The sequence below is a fragment of the Bradyrhizobium aeschynomenes genome, assembly GCF_013178945.1.
In the GTDB taxonomy this organism is placed as follows: Bacteria; Pseudomonadota; Alphaproteobacteria; order Rhizobiales; family Xanthobacteraceae; genus Bradyrhizobium; species Bradyrhizobium aeschynomenes.
The window spans coordinates 229,332-244,045 of record NZ_JABFDM010000001.1 but is presented as its reverse complement, the minus strand read 5'-3'; the positions used below and the strand labels follow the sequence as shown (position 1 = coordinate 244,045).

The window sequence follows — 14,714 nt, the reverse complement described above, 5'->3', positions numbered from 1 at the left end:
CCCAAGATGATTTTTGCATTTTGTTTGGACGACACCCCGCCGGCGCGCAGCGGAGAGGCAGCAGGCGACAAGCAAGCTTCAGAGACTTGCAAGCTTCAGGGCGACTTGCGGACCTCGACCTCCGTTTCGATGGATCCAGCTTTCTGGAACACGATCGTGCAGGTGAAGCGCTTTCCGGGCTCGAGCGGCTCGCGCGTCTGCAGCAGCATCACGTGATAGGCGGTCGGCAGCAGCACCAGCGTGCTGCCCGCGGGAATCGGAATGTTGGGGATAGCGCGCATCGCCGGCGCGCCTTCGCCGCGATCGACGGTGTGACGTTCGGAAAAATTCGCGATCGGGCAACGCACGCGCATCAAGGCTTCGGGCGCCGTGGTTTCGTTCTTGATCGTCAGCAGCAGCGGAATGTCGCGACCGACCTCGGGCGTCGCGGGCACCCAGGCTTCGGAGAGAGTCAGACCTTCTCCGGCTGCAGCAACTGCAGGCGCCGTCGCGACGAACGCGGCAGCAAACGCCGCCACCCTTCCGTACGCTGATGCCGGCCTCAAGCCGGCGCGCACGCTGCCCCCCGAGGACGCCGAGCAGCTCTGGTCACGCTTCGAACGAGCCGGTTGATCCGACACGGACGCCCTCCCCGATCATATGAAAGCCGTTTTAGCTTGGCTCCTTATTTTTGAATTCGTACTCTGAATTCGAATTCCTCGCAAATGGAATTTCAGGCTTGACGTGCTAATGTCCGACAAAATGTGATGACTCATGCGAATCGTGCCCCCCGCCCCCTCCCTGGTCGATCAGGTCGTCGAAGCGATCACTGACGAGATCGTCAGCGGCGTACTCACCTCCGGCTCCCGCCTGATCCAGGACGATCTGGCGCAGGCCTACGGCGTATCGCGCCAGCCGGTGCAGCAGGCCCTGATCCTGTTGCGCGGCTGCGGGCTGGTGCAGAGCGCACCGGGCCGGGGCCTGATCGTGGCGCCGCTCGATCCGGGCTTCGTCCGCGATCTGTACGAGATGCGGGCCGTGCTGGAAGGGCTTGCGGCGCGGCTCGCTGCCGAGCGCGCGAGCGACCGCGCTGCGGTTGAAGGCCCGGCCTACATCGCGGCTGGCCATGAGGCGGTCCGGAGCGGTCTCGTCAGCCGCAAGATCGAGACCGACATCGCCTTCCACCATTTTCTCGGCGAGCTGTCCGGCAATACGCTGATCGGCGAGACCATGGCGCCGCATTGGCCGTGCCTGAAGCGCGTGATGTCCGACGTGCTGCAGAAGGAGGAAGGCATGTCCCAGACGGTCTGGGACGAGCACGAGGATATTCTCGCCGCGATCATCGCGGGCCGCAGCACGGACGCCGAACGGCTGAGTCGCGAGCACATCTCGCGCGCCGCCCGCGTGTTCATCCGCCATCTCGAAATCCAGCAGGAGAGCCGGCCGAAGCAGCGGCGCACGCTCTCGGCGCGGAAGTTCTCGCTATGACCGCCACGAATCGCACGGCGTTCGCGGGCTCGGCTCCAACGTGCCGCCCGCCCGCCTCGCATCGATCGGCAGACGTAACACCTGATCAGGTGCAGGAGGCCGCGTGCCGCCGCTGAAGACCCAGCCGAGCCTGACCGAACGCGTCTACCAGCGCATTCTGTCAGACATTGTCGGCGGCGATCTGCCGGAGTCCGCGCGCCTGATCCAGGACGATCTGGCGCGCGATCTCGGCGTATCGCGACAGCCGGTGCAGCAGGCGCTGCTGTTGCTGCGCAATCAGGGATTTGTACGCGATGCGCCGGGCCGGGGTTTGGAGGTCGCGCCGATCGACACCGACTTCATCCGCAATCTCTATGAAATCCGCGCTGTCGCCGAAGGCCTCGCCTGTGCACTCGCCGCCAGCCGCGGCGCCGAGCGTGCCGCCGAGGAAGGCCCGAAGCTGATCGAGGAAGGCCGGCGCGCGGAGCGCGAGCATTCGGTCGAGAAGCTGATCGAGGCCGACGTGAAGTTTCACGAATTCCTCTATGAGATCTCCGGCAACTCCGTGATCCAGGACACCACCCAGCCGCACTGGCTGCACCTGCGCCGGCTGATGGGCGAGGTGCTGATGCGCGACGAGACCCCGCGCCGGATCTGGGATCAGCATGAGGAGATCCTGAACGCGGTGATCGCGGGCGACGCGCATAAGGCCGAGGACCTAGCCCGGCAGCACATCACGCGCACCGCCACGGTGCTGCTGGCACGGCTGTCCAAGCAGCGCGAGCGAGGGCCGGTCGCCACCGTATCCTGACCTCGGCCTCCGCGCCGGCGACCACATCCGTCGCACCATCCATCAGGAACCTTGCCGCCTCCTCGCACGTTCAGGCCGACGGGAGATCCCGCATCTCCATGTCAGCGTTGGCAGCAGCCACGCCAGCCGACGGATCCCGCGACGTGCGCAGCAAGGCAACCGCTCCGACCTTCAGCCCGGCCGCCGACATCGAGGGCGTCTCGGAGCAGCAGAGGCGGGAGATTCGGGCGCAGAGCCGGCCCAACGCCGCACTGATCCACGAGACGATCCGCGCCGAGGGCGAGAGCGAGCTTGAACGGCGCTGGTGGGCCATTCTGATGTCGGGCCTCGCCGCCGGCCTGTCGATGAGTCTGTCGCTGATCGTGCAGGGCGAATTCCTTGCCTTCCTCTCCGACGAGGCGGCGCGACGGCTGCTCGCTCCGCTCGGCTACACCGCAGGCTTTCTCGTGGTGGTGCTCGGCCGCCAGCAATTGTTCACCGAGAACACGCTGACGCCGATCCTGCCGCTGCTGCACCACCGCGACCTCAAGACCCTGGGACAGGTGGCCCGGCTCTGGAGCCTCGTGCTGATCGCCAACATCGCAGGGACCTGGGCGGCGGCGGCGGCGCTGGCGTATACTGATGTGTTCGAGCCGCGGGTCGTCCAGGCGTTCACCGAGCTGAGCCGCCACACGGTCGAAGGCCCGTTCTCGACCACCTTCATGCGCGCCGTCTTCGCAGGCTGGCTGATCGCGCTGATGGCGTGGCTGCTGCCGGCCGTGCGCGGCGCGCGCGGCCAGATCGTGATGGTGATGACCTATCTGGTGGCGCTCGGTCAGTTCGCGCATATCATCGCCGGATCGGTCGAATGCGCCTTCCTCGTTCTCAAGGGGCAGGTCTCATTGAGCGGCTATGTCGGGGACTTCTTCGTTCCCACCCTGCTCGGCAATGTCGTCGGCGGCACCACGCTCGTGGCGCTGCTCAACTATGGTCAGGTGGCTGCCGAGCTGGATCAGGAGACCTGATCGAGGCGCGGACGGTCAAGCGGCCGGAAGCGCGAAAGAGAACGTGGCGCCGCCCTGCGGCTCGGTGGTCGCGGACAGCTCGCCGCCATGCTCGCGAACGATACCGTAGCTGATCCACAGCCCGAGCCCTGTCCCCTCGCCCACACGCTTGGTCGTGAAGAACGGCTCGAAGATGTGGCTCAGGTGATCCTTGTCGATGCCCGGACCATTATCGGCGATCCGAAAGAGAACCTCGCCGCCCTGGCGCGCCGCCGTGACCACGAGCCGCGGCAGCTCGGTCGATCGCATCGCATCGATCGCGTTCTCCACCAGATTGACGATCACCTGATGCAACTGGCCTTCATTGCCGGAGATCCACAGATCCGGCTCGACCTCGATCTGGATGTCCACCCGATGCTGTTTGGTGCGTCCGGCCCACAGCACGGCGGTGTTGATCAGCCGCTCGATGTTGACGCGCTCGACCTCGCCGAGCTTGGAGAACGACAACCGGCGCAGGTTCTTGACGATCTCGCTGATCCGCACCGCGCCTTCCAGCGTGCCTTCGATCAGCGGCCCGAAATCCTCCAGGATGGCATCGATCCGCAGATCGTTGCGGAGCGCGGCGACGTCATCGGCAACCGGCTGCTCGTGGATCGCGTCGAGATAGCCGACCAGCGCGGTCCGGTAGCGCATCAGGGTGTGGATGTTGCCGTACACGAAGCTGATCGGATTGTTCAGCTCGTGGGCAACCCCGGCGACGAGCCGGCCGAGGCTCGCCATCTTCTCCTGCTCGACCAGTTGCCGTTGTGCGCGCTGCAGCTCCTGATGCGCCTTGTGCAGGGCCTCATAGGCGCGGCGGAGCTCGCCGATCGGACGGCCGGTCAGCACCACGCCGATGAAGCGGCCTCGGTGATCGTGCCGCGGCGAGCTGTTGATTGCAAACAGGTCGGAGCTGCCGGCGGCCGACGCGAACCGCAGTTCTCCGTCGACCACCTCGGCACCGCTGCGGAGCGTCAGCAGCAATGCGAGCTTGCCGCGATGTTCGGAATCGATCATGTCGGCAATGTTGCGGCCGACGATGTCGGCCAACAAGCGGCCCGAGGTCCGCTGAAACGCCGAATTGGCCTGCTGCACCGTGCCCCTGGCGTCGCAGACGACCAGAATGTCCGAAACCGATTCGATGACGTTGGTGACGAAGGCCTGCGCCTCCTCGAGCTCGGCATTCTTGTGCTCGAGATCGACCTCGTAGCGCAGCAGATCGGAATAGACCTCATCCATCTTGCGGATGACTTCGATCCAGACGCCTTCGCGCTCGCTGTCGAATTCGAGCGATCCGCTGCGCGCGATCAGCTTCAGCAGCGTATCGGCGCCGGACTCAGGAGAATGCGTGGCCTTTGCCATTTTTCTTCAGATCGTATCTCGACAATTTGTTGCGCAGGCCGACCCTCGACAGACCGAGCTCGCTGGCGACGCGACTGATGTTACCATCATATTTCTCCAGACAGTGGACGATGATGGTCTTTTCCAGATCCTCGACCCTGTCCTTCAGGCTGCCCGAACCGTTGAGCTTGCCATTGGCCATCGCGGGCGCGGCACGGCGGCCGTTGCGCCGGCCGGCAAAAGGCGGGCAGCGCAGCTCGTCGGCATCGGCCAGCACCGCCATGCGCTGGATCTCGTTCTGCAGCTCGCGGACATTGCCCGGCCAATGATAGCGGGAGAACTCCTCCAGCGCCGGCGGCGCGAAGCGCAGATGCGGCCGGTTGAACGAGGATTTCACCGCAGCGAGCACGCCTTCGGCGATCAGCGGAATGTCCATCGGACGCTCGCGCAGCGACGGCATGTGCACCGGGAACGCGGCGAGCCGGTAGTAGAGGTCGCGGCGGAACCGTCCGGCCTCGACCTCGGCTTCGAGATCTCGGTTCGTAGCCGCGACCACACGGACGTCGACCTTGCGCACCCGCTGCGCGCCGAGCGGCCGGATCTCGCCCTCCTGCAGAACGCGCAGGAGCTTGACCTGAAACGCCGGCGACGTCTCGCCGATCTCGTCCAGAAAGATGGTACCGCCGTCGGCCACCTCGAACAGGCCGATGCGATCCTGATAGGCGCCGGTGAAGGCGCCCTTCTTGCAGCCGAACAGCTCGCTTTCGAGCAGCTCGTCCGGCAATGCACCGCAGTTCTCGACGACGAACGCCTTGCTGGCGCGGGCGGAACCGTAGTGAATCGCGCGTGCGAGGAGCTCCTTGCCGGTCCCCGACTCGCCGGTGATCAGCACCGAGATGTCGTAGTCGGCGGCGCGCCGGCCGAGCTCGATCACATGGCGCATCGGGCTCGCCGCCGAGTGCACGATGCGGTCGAAATCATACAGCCTCTTGGCCGCGCCGCGCTTGACCGAGACGACCTTCTTGATGTGCTCAGGCGTGGCCTTGACGTCGACGCCCGCGGTTTCGGTTTCCTTCTGCAGCCGATACAGCTGCACGGCCTCGCGCACGATGTCGATCAGGCGGTCCGGCTGCCAGGGCTTCGTGATGTACTGATAGATGCCGGCCTCGTTGAGCCCGGCGATGATGTCCTCGGAGTCCGAATAGCCGGAGATGATCATCCTGACAGGATCGGGCCATAGCTCGCGCACGCGCTTCAAGAAGCTGACGCCGGATTCCTGCGGCATCCGCTGGTCGCAGATCACCGCATGCACGATCTCGCCTTCGAGCAGCTTCTCGGCGTCCGCCGTATTGCCCGCGCACAACACCTCGAAGTCCTGGTTGAGGACACGCCGCAGCGCCTCCTGCGACCGGATCTCGTCATCTACGACCAGTATCGTTCCCTGAATACCCATCACGCGTCTCAGCAGATCCGCGGCAGCTGCTCGCCCGACAGCCAGTCGACGATGCGGCCGCCGCCGAAACTCGTTGCCATCTGGACGAAGCGGTGATCGTCCGCAACGGCCTCACCGATGTCGGCGGCATCGCGTCCGAGCGGATGCCTCGTCATGGCAGCGAGCACTGCATCTGCCACCTCAGGCGCGACGACCGCGACCAGCTTGCCCTCGTTGGCGACATGCAGCGGATCGAGCCCGAGCAACTCGCAGGCCGCCGCCACGGCCGGCTTCACCGGAATCGCCTCCTCCAGCAGGCGGAAGCCGAGATTGGACTGCTGAGCGATCTCGTTCATCGTCGCAGCAAGGCCGCCCCGCGTCGGATCGCGCATCAGCCTGATGCCCTGGCCTCCGGCAGCCACCATGTCGGCGACGAGATCATGGAGCGAGGCCGAGTCGGAGACGATCTCGGTGTCGAAGGTCAGGTTCTGCCGCTTCGACATGATCGCGACGCCATGGTCGCCAAGGCTGCCCGACAACAGCACGCGATCGCCCGGCCGCGCTCTGTCAGCCGACAGATCGAGCCCTTGGGGCAGCACGCCGACGCCGGCCGTCGAGATGAAGACGCCGTCGGCCTTGCCGCGCTCGACCACCTTGGTATCGCCGGTGATGATGGCGATGCCCGCCGCCCGCGCCGCCTCGCCCATCGCATCCGCGATCCGTTTCAGGTCGGCGAAGGCAAATCCTTCCTCGATGATGAAGCTCGCCGACAGATAGAGCGGCCGCGCGCCGGCCATCGCGATGTCGTTGACGGTGCCATGCACCGCCAGCGAGCCGATGTTGCCGCCGGGGAAGAACAACGGCGAGACGACATAGCCGTCGGTCGTCATCACCATGCGGCCGGCGGCCACGTCGAACGCGGACTGGTCGTTGCCGCGCGCCAGCCATTCGTTGCCGAACGCCTCATGGAACAGGCCGGCGATCAGCTGCGCCATGGCGCGGCCTCCTGCGCCATGCGAGAGGTCGACACAGCCGTTCTTTAGGTCGAGACGGCGCTGATGCATGCTCATGATGCGAGCCTCCGCTGATGGTCGCGGAAGCGGCCATAGGTCCAATGCGCCGCACAGGCGCCTTCCGACGACACCATGCAGGAGCCGATCGGCGTCTCCGGCGTGCAGGCGGTGCCGAACAGCTTGCAGTCCACCGGCTTCTTGAGACCGCGCAGGATCGCCGGGCACTCGCAGGCCGGATTGTCGGCGACGACCAGTTCGGCCATGACGAAGCGCTGCTCGGCATCGAGATGCGCAAATTCAGGCCGCAGCTTCAATGCGCTCGCCGGAATGCTGCCGAGGCCGCGCCATTCGAACTGGTCGCGCAGTTCGAAGATCTCGGCCACTTCCCTGATCGCCCGCTGATTGCCGCTGCCGGTGACGGCGCGGCGATACTGGTTCTCGACCTCGTGGCGGCCGTCATTGACCTGCTCGATCAGCATCAGGATCGCCTGCATCATGTCGAGCGGCTCGAAGCCCGCGATCACCACCGGCTTGCCGTCGTCGCGCGCGAACGGCTCATAGGGCGCAGTGCCGATCACGGTCGAGACATGGGCCGGGCCGACGAAGCCGTCGATCTCGATCGGCGTCTCGCTGTCGAGGATCGCGCGCATCGCCGGGGGCGTCAGCACGTGGTTGCAGAACACGCTGAAATTCGAAAGCCTCTTCTTTTCGGCGGCGCGGATCATCACCGCCGTCGGCGGCGTCGTGGTCTCGAAGCCGATGGCGAAGAACACGATCTGGCGGCTCGGGTTCTGCTCGGCGAGCGCAATGGCATCCAGCGTCGAATAGACCATGCGGATGTCGGCGCCGCGCGCCTTCGCCTTGAGCAGTGAAGCGCCGCGCGAGCCGGGCACGCGCATCAGGTCGCCATAGACACAGAGGGTGACCTCGGGACGCTCTGCGAGCGCGATGGCCATGTCGATGCGCCCCGCCGGCAGCACGCAGACCGGACAACCGGGGCCGTGGATCATGCGGACGTTGGCGGGCAGCATGTCTTCCAGGCCGTAGCGCGCGATCGCATGGGTGTGGCCGCCGCAGAACTCCATGAAGCGGTAGGCGCGCGCCGGGTCGGCCTTGGCGTGGATGGCGCGTGCGAGGCCAATGGCAAGCTCCTTGTCGCGATATTCGTCCGCATATTTCATGGTGCCACCTCCGCGACCGCCGCGCCCATCTGCCGGAGCAGGTCGAGCGTCTCGCGCGCCTCCTCCGGATCGATCTTGGTCAGCGCGTGGCCGACATGAAGAATGACGTAGTCGCCGATCGCGATCTCCTCGATCAGCGCGACCGAGACCTCCTTGCTGACGCCATCGATCGACACGATCGCCATGTCGTCAGGCAGCAGCTTGATCACCTCGGCAGGAATGGCCAAGCACATCAGACGATCTCCCCAGACAGATTTTCATTGCGGACCAGTTGCAGGCCGGCTGCCCAAGCCTGCCCAAGGCTCAGGCCACCGTCATTCGGCGGCAGCCGCCGCGGCAGCAGCGCATCGAATCCGGCCGCGCGACAGCCGCGGACGATCTGCGCCGACAGATGCGCGTTGACAAAGCAGCCCCCGCTCAGCACCAGCGTGCCGATGCCGGTCGCGCGCGATGCCATCGTGATCCAATCGACACAGGCCGCGGCCAGCGTGCCGTGAAACAGCCCGGCGGCTTCGGCGACATCGAGTCTATCTGAAGCCAGATGCGCAAGCAGCGGCCGCAGCGACAGCACGCCATCGGCGATGGTCCAGCCGTGGTCCAGCGTCGTCGCCTCGCGCACCAGCGCCTCCAGCTTCATCGCAGCCTCGCCTTCGTAGCTCTGCACCGCGCTGACACCGAGCAGTCCCGCGACCGCATCGAACAGCCGGCCGGCGCTGGTCGTGACTGGACCGTCGGCGCGATCGAGCAGCATGGGCATGTGGCGCGCCTGCGACTGGTCGTCGAAACGCGTCCCGATCTCGGTTTCGCGGTCGAGGTCATGCAACACGGCCGCGGCCATCCGCCATGGCTCCCGCGCCGCACGATCGCCGCCCGGCATCTTCAACGGGGCGAGATGGCCGAGGCGCCGGAATCCGGCGCCGTCGCATGACAGCAACTCGCCACCCCAGGCGCCGCCATCGCTGCCATAGCCGTAGCCATCGAGCACCAGCGCGAGCGCGGGTCCCGTCAGCCCGTGCTCGGCCATGACGGAGGCGGCATGCGCATGGTGATGCTGCACCGAGAGCGTGGGCAGACCACGGCCATGGGCGAAGCGGGTCGAGGCCATGTCGGGATGCATGTCGTGGGCGATGGCGACGGGCGCAACGTCCAGGATGGAGGTGAGATGCTGGACGGTTTCCTCGAAGAAGCGGATCGCTTGCGTCGTATCGAGATCCCCGAGATGCTGCGACACGAACGCCTCGTCGCCGCGGGTTACCGTCACCGTCGCCTTCAGGTGAGCGCCGACCGCGAGCATCGGTGGCACTGCGCGTGCAAGCCGGATCGGCTCGGGCACATAGCCGCGGGCGCGCCTGATGAAGCTGGGAGCTCCGGCCACGATCGCCACGACGGAATCGTCGGCGCGCATGACGATGTCACGATCATGCGTGACGATCAGGTCCGCAATGTCGTGGAGAGTAGCCTGAGCCTCGTCATCGTCGGTCAGCAGCGGCTCGCCGCTCGGATTGGCGCTGGTGCAGACCAGCGCCCAAGCTGTCTTGCAGACATGCGCGCGGAGCGCATGGAAGAGCAAATGATGCAGCGGCGCGACCGGCAGCATCACGCCGATCCTGGCCAGCCCAGGCGCGACCGACGGCGCGAGATGATGGCGCGATTTCGACAGCACGATCGGGCGCGCGACGTGCTCCAGCAGCGCGCGCTCAGTGAGGTCAATCTCGGCCACCTCGCTTGCGGCATCCACCGAGGCCAGCATCACGGCAAACGGCTTGCCGTCGCGCTGCTTGCGCGCGCGCAGCCGCTGCACCGCCTGCTCGTCCCGCGCGTCACAGAGCAGCTGATAGCCGCCGAGTCCCTTGATGGCGACGATCCCGCCCGCAGCGAGCGTGGCAGCGATCTCGTCGATCCCGTGGCTGAGGCGAGGCCCGCAGCATGGGCACGAGATCGCCTCGGCATGGAAGCGACGACCGAGGGGATTCTCGTAGTCCTGCCGGCACGCCTCGCACAACGGAAAACGCTTCATCGCGGTCGTCGCGCGGTCGTAAGGCAGACGCTCGGCGATGGTGAAGCGCGGGCCGCAATGGGTGCAGTTGACGAAGGGATAGAGATGGAAGCGGCTGCCGGGATCGAACAACTCGGCAAGGCAAGCTTCGCACGTCGCGGCATCCGGCACGATCCGCGTCGTCACCCGGCCGCCGATGCTCGCGCCGATGCAAAAATCCCGGCTGGACATCGCCGCGACCCGCTCGACGGCGATATCGTCGATGCGCGCCAGCGGCGGCGTCTGCTGCGGCAGAGCCTCGACGAACTCGGCGATTCCGTCGCCCTCGACCTCGATGACGACGCCGTCCGCATCATTGGCGACGAAGCCGCCGAGCCGGTGGCGCGTGGCCAGGCCATGGACATAGGGACGAAAGCCCACGCCCTGCACGGCGCCGCGCACGCGGAGCCGGAGGCGCCCAGGTTCCGCCGCCGATGTCGGGCCTGGGACGCTCATCCCTGCACCGCGCCCAGCGCGCTCGCCCGCATCCGATCGGCCTGCTTCCTGATCCAGGCGTAGAAGGCCGAGAAGCCCTCGCCCGTCTTTGCGGACATCGTCAGCACCTCGATTCTGGGATTGACGCGACGGGCATATTCGATCGTCTGCGCCAGGTCGAAGTCGAGCACCGGCGCGAGATCGATCTTGTTGATCAGCATCAGCGCTGATGCCGCGAACATGTCTGGATATTTGAGCGGCTTGTCCTCACCTTCCGTGGTCGAGAACACCACGATCTTGCAGGCCTCGCCGAGATCGAAGGCGGCCGGGCATACGAGATTGCCGACATTCTCGATGAACAGCAGCCCGCCGCGCAGCGGCGGCAACCGGCCATAGGCCTCGCCGACCATGGCCGCATCGAGATGGCAGCCCTTGCCGGTGTTGATCTGGATCGCCGGCACACCTGTCGCGCGGATGCGCTCGGCATCGTTGGAGGTCTGCTGGTCGCCCTCGATCACGGCGACCGGGCGGCTCTGCTTGAGATCGGTGACGGCACGAACGAGCAGCGAGGTCTTGCCCGCGCCGGGGCTGGAGACGAAGTTGAACGCCAGCACGTCCTGCGCGGCGAAGCGCGCGCGGTTCTCCGCCGCAAGCCGGTCGTTCTTGCCGAGAATGTCGCGCTCGATCTGGATGATGCGGCCGCTGGACAGGCCGGCAACCTCCTGCCCCGCCGGGTTCGCCGAGCAATCGATGTCGGCAGCGCCATGCGCGTGATGATGATCATGCGGGTGTCGGTGATCATGATCATCGTGGCCGTGATGATGAGGATGATCGTGTCCGTGACCATGGTGATGGTGCCCGCCGTGGTCATGGCTGTGATCATCCCCATGAGCATGATGATGGTGATGGTGATGATGGTCGCCGTGATCATGATGATGATCGGCCGACTCGATCGAAGCCTTTGCGTCACCGCAGCCACAAACTGTACACATCACTCGACCTCCAGCTCCTTGACCCGCATGTCCTCGCCGCCCGTGACCTGCAATTGATGGCTGCCGCAGGCCGGGCACGGCTGATAGCGTTGCGCGATCTCGACGCTTCGCGAGCAGGCGAGGCACCAGGCCGAGCCCTTCTGCTCGATGATCTCGAGCGCCGCGCCTTTCGCGATCGTGTTGGCGGTGACCGCCTCGAAACAGAAGTGCAGCGCCTCCGGCGCGACGTGGCTGAGCGCGCCGATCTCCAGCCACACGGTCTTCACCTTTGCGAACGCGCCTTTGCGGGCCTCGTTTTCGATGATCTCGACGATGCCCTCGCACAGCGCCATCTCATGCATGCGCCGTCTCCCGCGTCGTGAGGTGATAGCCGACACAGGGGTCGAACGCGCCGATCATCGCATCGACCGCGTCGCGATCGGCGGCGCCGCGCAGTACGGCGCCGGTCAGACTGCTCACGACCGGGCCGCGCGGATGAAAATTCCATTCGGTCGGCGCCAGATATTCGAACCGAGCGATCGCGCCTTGCGCATCCAGCTCGATCACGTGATGCAGACGCCCGCGGGTGCATTCGACCGCAGCGGCGCCGCAGCGATGCCCCAGCGCGTAAGCGGTGACGATGCCCTCGTCAGAGTCGTCCTCGGCTTCGCCTGTCTCGATCCAGCGGGCGAGCGCGGCCACCTCTGCGATCCTGGCCAGGAGCCGTTCGACCGGGCCCGCCTGCAGCGGGGCCGCAGGCCTCCGCCGCGCCCAGACGCCGGTTTCGGGAACGCGGCCGTCGAGCTCGGGGGTCTCCGCGAATGCGGAGCCCTGGTCCATCAGCCCGGCGACGACGGCGCGATCGTCGGCGGCCGACAGGACACCGTGCACTGCCGGCATGTGCCTCCATCCTCCGTCCTCGGCGGCCATTCGGGCTGCCGTCATCAGCTTTGCGAGTGGAGTTCCAGGAGCAACGATCTCCGATGCCGAGCTTACGCCGAGCTGCCCCAGTCCCATCTTGATCTGTGACAAGACGTCGGCGCGAGACGGCCCGCTTGCACCTGGCTTGGCATCACCTTGGAGCGAGGCGACGGCCTGCAGCAGCCCGTGCGCCTGCTGCAGCGCGCCACGATCGCGCGCGATTGGTCCGAGCAGCAGGCCGCGCAACAACTCGGCGAAACGCTCGGTCACCACCGCCCTGATACGGCGATGGCGCGTCAGCGGCGCGACCGGCTGGCCTCGCGCCGCTTCGATCGCCGAGAGCAGCGCGACCTGATGCGCCGTGGCGCATAGCGAGAACAGACGGGGCAGCGCTGCCAGCAACGTCTCGGCTGGCTTGCCGGCGAACAACCGCCCCAATGGCGGCCGCGTGCGAGGCTGGATGTTGACGTCCGTGATCCGTTGATCGGCGACCGACAGCACCACATCGATCCGGTTGCGGAAGCTCAGCGTCATGCACGCCTCTCCGAGAGCGTGCCACGCAGGAATGCGCGGCGATCGATCGCGCGCGACGCGGTCACGGCCTGTTCCGTATCCGGCTCCTCATCGTGCGCCGTCATCAGCGCCGCCATGGCGGCCTTCGCCGCAGCACGGGCCGCGGCCATGTCCTCGAACTCGAACATCGGCGAGAACAGCGAGCAGCTTGCGATTGGGCCAACACCGGCCACGTCGCCGATCGTGAACGCGAAGCATCCGGCCGGCAGCTCCAGCGTGACGGAGGCTCCGACCGAGCCTTCTGCGACGGGAACGATCACGTTCATGAACCAGGGCGTGACGACGATGCCGATCGTGAGCCCGTTGAGGCTGGTGAAGCCCACGGCCTCGACGTCGAGCACATCATGATAGATCGGCAGCTCGCGCATGGTGCGCGTGCCGATCTCACGATAGAGGCCGGCAAGCCGCTCGCCCCACGCCGCCGGCGTGAGCTCGCATGGTTCCTGCCCGGCCGCGCCGGCGCTCATGACTCGACCGCCATGAACTTGCCCTTCGGCGCGTCGCAATTCGGGCAATGCCAGTCGTCCGGCAGCGCCGCGAACGGCGTGCCCGGCGGAATCTGCGCGACGCCATCGCCCTCGGCCGGATCGTAGCGCGTCCAGCAGATGCCGCACTCCAGCAGCACGTCGTCGGCGAGATCGCTGCGAACGCCGAAATTCTCGAAGCCGCTCATGTAAAATAGGCCTCGATGATCTGCTTCAGACGCTCGGCGGAATCCTCGAAATCCTCGGGCGCGGCGAGCGCGACCACCGGCACGCCGCCGACCTCGAGCGTGTCGAGAATGATCGTGTCCATCGCGTTGAAGAATTGCACCGACCAGACATGGCGCACACCGGTCGCCAGCACACGGCAGGTGCCGTAGCCGCGCGACATCAGCTGGATCGGGCCGTTTCCGAGCGTCTCCTGCAGGAAGCCCATATCGGCCGGACTCATCGGCAGCAAAGTGAAGTTGATGGTCTGCGAGCGCTGCCCCGGCCGCCAGGAGAGCGCGCGCTCGCGAATCTCGGCGAGCACCGGAAGCGCGTTCATCGTCCCCTCGGGCGCAGGCCCGATCACGACGTCGGAAGCGGTGAGATCGGCGGCCGCGCGCGTGACGATCTCGGGGACAGCCCCGATCTCGATGTAATCGTGACTCTCATCCGCCTCCAGCCGCACCCGCCAGATGCCCGCCAGCACCGACTCCTGGATCTGCGCGAGCTGACCGTCTGGCAGCGCCACGACGCCGGACACCTCGCCCTCCCCCAGCACGTCGTCGATCAATCGGCGCTCGAGATCGTTGAGACCTTCCAGGCGGAACAGCCGTGTCGGTGCATCGGCGGCCTGCGCTGCGACCGCCGACGCAATCGTCGCCAGCAGCTCGACGGCGCGTGGACAGCTCCGCGCCAGCGCCTCCGAGTCCAGTGTCGCAAGCTTGGCGAGCGCGCCTGACGCCGTCAGTCCCTTGTATTGACTGTCGAGCGCCTCCTCGCCGATCGGAAACACGCTGACGGGCTGCTCGGCGCCTTCGGGAGCAATCCAGAATCCGGGCTTCAT

Annotated in this window: 16 protein-coding genes; 3 read left to right on the top strand and 13 right to left on the bottom strand. The window is 66.5% G+C overall.

Annotated elements, in window-relative coordinates:
• Positions 1-95: 95 nt before the first annotated feature.
• Positions 96-518, bottom strand: coding sequence for a copper chaperone PCu(A)C (locus tag HL666_RS01100; RefSeq protein ID WP_172179458.1), 423 nt, complete (start codon positions 516-518; stop codon positions 96-98).
• A 235-nt stretch (positions 519-753) separates the two neighbouring features.
• Between HL666_RS01100 and HL666_RS01095 the strand changes: the two genes are divergently transcribed.
• The 3 genes from HL666_RS01095 (at position 754) to HL666_RS01085 (ending at position 3,261) form a co-directional block, all read left to right on the top strand.
• Complete coding sequence (locus HL666_RS01095) at positions 754-1,467, top strand: GntR family transcriptional regulator (RefSeq protein ID WP_172111236.1); 714 nt, start codon at positions 754-756, stop codon at positions 1,465-1,467.
• Between the two features lie 103 nt (positions 1,468-1,570).
• Entirely contained in the window at positions 1,571-2,257 is a 687-nt protein-coding gene (locus HL666_RS01090; protein WP_172131582.1) for a GntR family transcriptional regulator, read from the top strand.
• Positions 2,258-2,400: 143 nt separating this feature from the next.
• On the top strand, positions 2,401-3,261 hold the full coding sequence (locus HL666_RS01085) for a formate/nitrite transporter family protein (RefSeq protein WP_172111238.1): 861 nt from the start codon (positions 2,401-2,403) through the stop codon (positions 3,259-3,261).
• Positions 3,262-3,276: 15 nt separating this feature from the next.
• Here HL666_RS01085 and HL666_RS01080 read toward each other — a convergent pair whose 3' ends face one another.
• Genes HL666_RS01080 through HL666_RS01025 form a run of 12 tightly spaced genes read right to left on the bottom strand, consistent with a single transcriptional unit; the run spans position 3,277 to position 14,714 of the window.
• A complete protein-coding gene (locus HL666_RS01080) occupies positions 3,277-4,641 on the bottom strand; it encodes a sensor histidine kinase (protein ID WP_172179456.1) in 1,365 nt (454 codons plus the stop codon).
• Positions 4,616-6,073 (bottom strand): sigma-54-dependent transcriptional regulator, encoded by a 1,458-nt coding sequence (locus HL666_RS01075; RefSeq protein ID WP_172179454.1) that lies wholly within the window; start codon positions 6,071-6,073, stop codon positions 4,616-4,618. Before HL666_RS01075 ends, HL666_RS01080 begins: the two co-directional genes overlap by 26 nt.
• Positions 6,074-6,081: 8 nt before the next feature.
• Positions 6,082-7,122 (bottom strand): hydrogenase expression/formation protein HypE, encoded by a 1,041-nt coding sequence (gene hypE, locus HL666_RS01070; protein WP_172131580.1) that lies wholly within the window; start codon positions 7,120-7,122, stop codon positions 6,082-6,084.
• A complete protein-coding gene (gene hypD, locus HL666_RS01065; RefSeq protein ID WP_172179452.1) occupies positions 7,119-8,246 on the bottom strand; it encodes a hydrogenase formation protein HypD in 1,128 nt (375 codons plus the stop codon). Before hypD ends, hypE begins: the two co-directional genes overlap by 4 nt.
• Positions 8,243-8,479, bottom strand: coding sequence for a HypC/HybG/HupF family hydrogenase formation chaperone (locus HL666_RS01060; RefSeq protein ID WP_172111243.1), 237 nt, complete (start codon positions 8,477-8,479; stop codon positions 8,243-8,245). Before HL666_RS01060 ends, hypD begins: the two co-directional genes overlap by 4 nt.
• Complete coding sequence (gene hypF, locus HL666_RS01055; protein ID WP_172179450.1) at positions 8,479-10,737, bottom strand: carbamoyltransferase HypF; 2,259 nt, start codon at positions 10,735-10,737, stop codon at positions 8,479-8,481. Before hypF ends, HL666_RS01060 begins: the two co-directional genes overlap by 1 nt.
• A complete protein-coding gene (hypB, locus tag HL666_RS01050) occupies positions 10,734-11,708 on the bottom strand; it encodes a hydrogenase nickel incorporation protein HypB (protein ID WP_172179448.1) in 975 nt (324 codons plus the stop codon). The genes hypF and hypB overlap by 4 nt, the downstream gene beginning before the upstream one ends.
• Positions 11,708-12,049 carry a hydrogenase maturation nickel metallochaperone HypA gene (gene hypA, locus HL666_RS01045; RefSeq protein ID WP_172111246.1) on the bottom strand — a complete coding sequence of 114 codons (342 nt, stop codon included), beginning with the start codon at positions 12,047-12,049 and terminating at the stop codon, positions 11,708-11,710. Before hypA ends, hypB begins: the two co-directional genes overlap by 1 nt.
• Positions 12,042-13,142: a nickel-dependent hydrogenase large subunit gene (locus HL666_RS01040; RefSeq protein WP_172179446.1), complete on the bottom strand. Its 1,101-nt coding sequence runs from the start codon at positions 13,140-13,142 to the stop codon at positions 12,042-12,044. Before HL666_RS01040 ends, hypA begins: the two co-directional genes overlap by 8 nt.
• Positions 13,139-13,648 carry a [NiFe]-hydrogenase assembly chaperone HybE gene (hybE, locus tag HL666_RS01035; RefSeq protein ID WP_172179444.1) on the bottom strand — a complete coding sequence of 170 codons (510 nt, stop codon included), beginning with the start codon at positions 13,646-13,648 and terminating at the stop codon, positions 13,139-13,141. The genes HL666_RS01040 and hybE overlap by 4 nt, the downstream gene beginning before the upstream one ends.
• A complete protein-coding gene (locus HL666_RS01030; RefSeq protein ID WP_172111249.1) occupies positions 13,645-13,854 on the bottom strand; it encodes a rubredoxin in 210 nt (69 codons plus the stop codon). The genes hybE and HL666_RS01030 overlap by 4 nt, the downstream gene beginning before the upstream one ends.
• Entirely contained in the window at positions 13,851-14,714 is an 864-nt protein-coding gene (locus HL666_RS01025; RefSeq protein WP_172131576.1) for a hydrogenase expression/formation protein, read from the bottom strand. Before HL666_RS01025 ends, HL666_RS01030 begins: the two co-directional genes overlap by 4 nt.